Annotated in this window: 5 protein-coding genes; 4 read left to right on the forward strand and 1 reads right to left on the reverse strand. The window is 38.3% G+C overall.

What is annotated here, in order from left to right:
* Positions 1-393 precede the first annotated feature (393 nt).
* Positions 394-792, forward strand: coding sequence for a nuclear transport factor 2 family protein (locus B3I52_RS11765; RefSeq protein ID WP_293301481.1), 399 nt, complete (start codon positions 394-396; stop codon positions 790-792).
* 127 nt (positions 793-919) lie between these two features.
* Here the strand turns inward: B3I52_RS11765 and B3I52_RS11770 are convergent, their stop codons facing one another.
* Positions 920-1,342 (reverse strand): transposase, encoded by a 423-nt coding sequence (locus B3I52_RS11770; protein ID WP_414691877.1) that lies wholly within the window; start codon positions 1,340-1,342, stop codon positions 920-922.
* Here B3I52_RS11770 and B3I52_RS11775 point away from each other — a divergent pair.
* The 3 genes from B3I52_RS11775 to B3I52_RS11785 all read left to right on the forward strand — a co-directional run bounded on the left by B3I52_RS11775 (position 1,254) and on the right by B3I52_RS11785 (position 4,616).
* Entirely contained in the window at positions 1,254-1,688 is a 435-nt protein-coding gene (locus B3I52_RS11775) for a YciI family protein (RefSeq protein ID WP_293301485.1), read from the forward strand. The genes B3I52_RS11770 and B3I52_RS11775 overlap by 89 nt on opposite strands.
* Before the next feature lie 95 nt (positions 1,689-1,783).
* Positions 1,784-3,331, forward strand: coding sequence for a M20/M25/M40 family metallo-hydrolase (locus B3I52_RS11780; RefSeq protein WP_293301487.1), 1,548 nt, complete (start codon positions 1,784-1,786; stop codon positions 3,329-3,331).
* A 79-nt stretch (positions 3,332-3,410) separates the two neighbouring features.
* Positions 3,411-4,616, forward strand: coding sequence for a S41 family peptidase (locus tag B3I52_RS11785; protein WP_293301489.1), 1,206 nt, complete (start codon positions 3,411-3,413; stop codon positions 4,614-4,616).
* Positions 4,617-4,656: the final 40 nt, after the last annotated feature.

Genomic DNA, 4,656 nt, shown 5'->3' on the forward strand with positions numbered 1-4,656 from the left:
GATAAATGGCGGTAGTAATTGTCGGAGGGAACTAGTTCTTCCAAACTTAACTGATAGAAAAATTGGGGATGAAAACTCTTACGTCCTTGCATATAGTAAGATACGAATTATTTATCTATTTTTAGAGAGTTGTGCAACAAGCACATCGTATTGGCAATAGTGGGGCTGACAGTTGTAAACTCAACATTTGTAATTCTATTGGGCATTTGTGCAAATGTTGGGCTGACGTTTTTCAAATGCCCCACCATCGCCAATACGTAAACCGTTAGCGGTCATTGTGGTGCTACACTTAGACCATAAATAAACGTTAGTAAAATGACGAAATTACTTCTGCATATGGACAAAGTAAACAGACAGCGACAAGCAAAAACCAAATAAACGACATTTCAAAAAGTGGGAAATATTGAAACAGTAAAAAAAATGTATGAGCTCTTCGCTACCAAAGACAACAGCTCAATCCGACAGGTATTTGACGAGAAAATAAAGTGGAATCAAATGAAAGGTTTTCCAGGTGGTGGACAACATATTGGACCAGATGCCGTGTTTGAAAAGGTTTTCGGTGATTTCAGACAAAATTGGACAAATTGGAAAGCTACAATTACACGATACATTGACAGTGGTGATGGAGTTTTTGTAATTGGCTTTTATGAAGGGACATACAACGCAACGGGAAAATATATGAAATCCGACTTTGCTTGCGAATACAAAGTACGAGAGGGGAAAATCATTGAGTTCAATCAATATACAGACACGTTTTTAATAGGACGAGCAATGGGACTGACCAAAGAGTAAACAACGAACCGCTAACACGGGTACCTGTTGCACAACCCTTTAAAAAAGCAAAACCTAACAATATGCAACTTCATTTAAGCCCCTTTAAGCGAGGTTAGTTGTTTTCAACGTTAGTGAAACTTAACTTTTAACGTAGCTCTAATCGGCTTATTTTAACGCTACCAATAGCTATTTCAAACCAAAAAAGTACTCCCTTAATTGAAGGCATGCTTTGCGCTATTATTGTTGGGTTTTTACGAGTAAATTTGAGCAGTTTCTTTAGATTATAGCTCAATGCCGCCATTAAAACATGTTTGTTGGCCTGTGCCATGCCCCTGCTATTGATCCGTTTCATGTTGTGGTGGTTAATTAAAGTACCAAGTACTGGCTCTACCGTGCTACTTCGGCGTTTAACCAGCCTACGGTGATAGGCTTTGTTATCCGTTAATTTTTGGTGCATCCTATCATAAAGTGGCTTATGGATGCTTTCATCTAGCTTTGCTTTACTTACACAAGCACAAGACCAACAAAAATACGATGAAGCCTTGGCTAAAAAGCTAGGTGCAGACAACTATGGCATGAAAATGTATGTGCTGGTAATATTAAAAACTGGAACTAACACCACCGCTACCAAAGCGCAAACCGACAGCTTATTTAAAGGCCACATGAGCAATATGGGGCAATTGGTTAAAGAGAACAAACTCATTATAGCTGGGCCATTTGGTAAAAATAACAAGCAATATCGCGGAATTTTTATGCTCAATACTAAATCTATTGAAGAAGCGAAAACTTGGTTGGCTACAGATCCTGCTGTAAATGCAAAATTACTGGATGCAGAATTGTTCAATTGGTATGGTTCTGCGGCTTTATCAACCTACCTTCCCTATCACGATAAAATACAGAAAAGTAGCTTTTAACTTTTTGGCTTTGCAACATTTCTATTAAAAAGGGTTTATAAACCTACTTAATAACTAATTTAGAAACCTATTAGCTAAATCAACATTATACACAGATGAATAGAAAATTAATTTTATCAGGCTTTTTGTTGTTCACTTCTTCTTTTGCTTTTGCACAAGACAAAGTCATCGACAATATCATTAAAGAGGCTAACGAGAACTCGCAGCTAGAAAAATTAGCACACGAATTACTAGACGTGGTTGGTCCGCGTTTGGTAGGTACGCCACAAATGAAACAAGCTGGCGACTGGGCAATTAAAAAGTTTGCCGATTGGGGCATTAGTGCCAAAAACGAACAATGGGGCCAATGGCGAGGTTGGGAACGCGGTGTTACCCACGTAGATTTGGTAAGCCCACGTTTAAGAACTTTAGAAGCTACGCAACTGGCCTGGAGCCCATCTACCAATGGCAAACCAATTAAAGCCGAAGCGATTATTTTACCAGAAAACATTACCGACTCTGCATCATTTCAAAAATGGCTGCCGAGCGTAAAGGGTAAATTGGTTTTGGTTGCACACAACCAAATCTCTGGCCGACCAGATAAAAATTGGGAAGAATTTGCTACCAAAGATCTTTTTGAACAGTACAAAAAAGATAAAGCCGAAGCGCTAAAGAAATTTAACAACAATCTTGCTAAAACTGGCCTAAATGCCAAAAATTTAGCTTTGGCAATAGAAAATGCCGGTGCTGCCGCAGTAATCATCAACAACTGGTCGCAGGGTTTTGGTGTAGATAAGGTTTTTGGTGCAAATACCAAGAAAATTCCTACCATCAATTTATCGGTAGAAGATTATGGCTTAGTGTATCGCTTAGCTAAATTTGGCAGTAAACCAGTGTTGAATATCACGTCAGAATCTAAAGAATTGGGCATGGTACCAACCTTTAATACTATGGCCGAAATAAAAGGCAAGCAAAAACCTAACGAATATGTAATGCTTTCGGCGCACTTCGATTCGTGGGATGCGGCTAGTGGCGCTACCGATAATGGTTCTGGTACTATTTTAATGATGGAAACCATGCGTATCTTGAAAAAGTTCTATCCAAATCCTAAGCGCACTATTTTGGTTGGCCACTGGGGCAGCGAAGAGCAAGGGTTAAATGGTTCGAGAGCTTTTGTAGAAGACCATCCGGAAGTAGTTAAAAACTTACAAGCTTTATTTAACCAAGACAACGGAACAGGCAGAGTAGTAAACATTGGCGGACAAGGATTTAGCAATGCAGAAAAATTCTTAACACGCTGGTTGGCCAAAGTTCCAGACACCATCAGAAACCAAATTAAAACTTCTTACCCTGGTACACCCGGAGGCGGTGGTTCAGATCATGCCTCATTTGTGGCAGTTGGTGCCCCTGGATTTTCTTTAGGTGCGCTAAGCTGGGATTACGGCACTTACACTTGGCATACCAACCGCGATAGCTATGATAAGTTAGTGTTTGAGGAGATTAAAAACAATGCCATTTTAACCGCTATTTTGGTTTACATGGCATGCGAAGATCCAGAAAGATTTAATAACACAAAGGCCGACTTGCCAATTAATCCAAGAACTGGGCAAAAAACAACTTGGCCCGAACAGAAAAAAGCAAACCGTAAAGGCGGTGTAGATTAATATAAAAAAGCGAGACCAACCATCTCGCTTTTTTTTATGCAACATTTGGTAATTTAACTTGTCTATTAATAGAAAAAACATGAAATTATTAAAGCTTTTACCCCTTCTTTTATTTACAAGTACAGGATTTGCACAACAAAGCAATTCCTTTAATTATCTAGCCGATTTAGAATACCTACGAGATACCCTACCCGCAAAACACACCAACCTGTTTGCAAAAATCTCTAAAGAACAGTTTAATACCGCTATAAACAAAATAGAAATTAAAGCCAATTCCTTAACATACCCCAGTTTTTCTACCGAACTTTTGAAATTAAAAGTGGCCATAGGTGATGAGCATACCAACATCGAGCCTAATTTCCAACAGCTCTTTCCTATTAAGTTCGATATTTTTGAAGAAGGAATTTTTGTAACTAAAACCACAGCAGACAATGCCAGTTTTTTAGTATCAGAATTAATCGCAATTAACGGTAAACCTATAAAAGCAGTAATCGATGATTTTCGCGAAATTATACAGTACAGCAACCGTTCTTTTTTTGAAAGCAGGCTACTTCACTTCTTAAACAAACCCCTAATTCTTAATGGATTGGGCTTAATAGACACGCCTACAGTATTGCCAATTACGCTTAAAAACAAAAATGGAACAATCAGTAACCATACCATAAAGGCTATCTCGCAAACAGCAAACCCACATCAAGCTACCGCCAGCGGCTATCAAAAGCCAATATCTAACACAAAAACCGGAAACTATTGGTTTACAACCCTCAGCGAACAAAACACCGTGTATGTAAATTACAACAGGTGTCAAGAAGACCCAACGTATCCTTTCATCAACTTTAATAACGATTTATTTAAAGTGATAGAAAAGAAAAAACCAACAAAAATCATTCTCGATTTGCGTTATAACAGCGGTGGCAACTCTGCCATACTTAAGCCTTTTATCGAAAAAATTAAATCGAGCTATTTAAACAAAAAAGGAAAACTATACCTACTCATTGGTCGCGATACTTTTTCTTCTGCCTTGATGAATGCCGTAACTTTAAAAAGAACCACTAAAGCCATTCTAGTGGGGCAAGCTACAAGTGGCAATATTAATCATTATGGCGAAGTGAGGGGTTTTGCACTGCCAAGCACTAAAATTATAATTGCATACTCTACCAGGTATTGGGAAACTTGGAAAGGAAAAAAAGGCGCTTTGCATCCAGATAAAAGCATTACCTATTCGGTTAAAAACTACGAAAATGGAATAGACGAAGCACTTGAATACATTTTCGGTAAAGGTTAAGAAGCTGTTTAAATTTCAATAAGAATAAATACATAGGCGG

The sequence above is a fragment of the Pedobacter sp. UBA4863 genome, from assembly GCF_002399615.1.
In the GTDB taxonomy this organism is placed as follows: domain Bacteria; phylum Bacteroidota; class Bacteroidia; order Sphingobacteriales; family Sphingobacteriaceae; genus Pedobacter.

What these genes read in the sequence shown, in the direction of transcription:
- B3I52_RS11775 (WP_293301485.1), top strand. Translation starts at nt 1,254, where the DNA reads ATGCTTTCATCTAGCTTTGCTTTACTTACACAAGCACAAGACCAACAA.
- B3I52_RS11780 (WP_293301487.1), top strand. Translation starts at nt 1,784, where the DNA reads ATGAATAGAAAATTAATTTTATCAGGCTTTTTGTTGTTCACTTCTTCT.
- B3I52_RS11785 (WP_293301489.1), top strand. Translation starts at nt 3,411, where the DNA reads ATGAAATTATTAAAGCTTTTACCCCTTCTTTTATTTACAAGTACAGGA.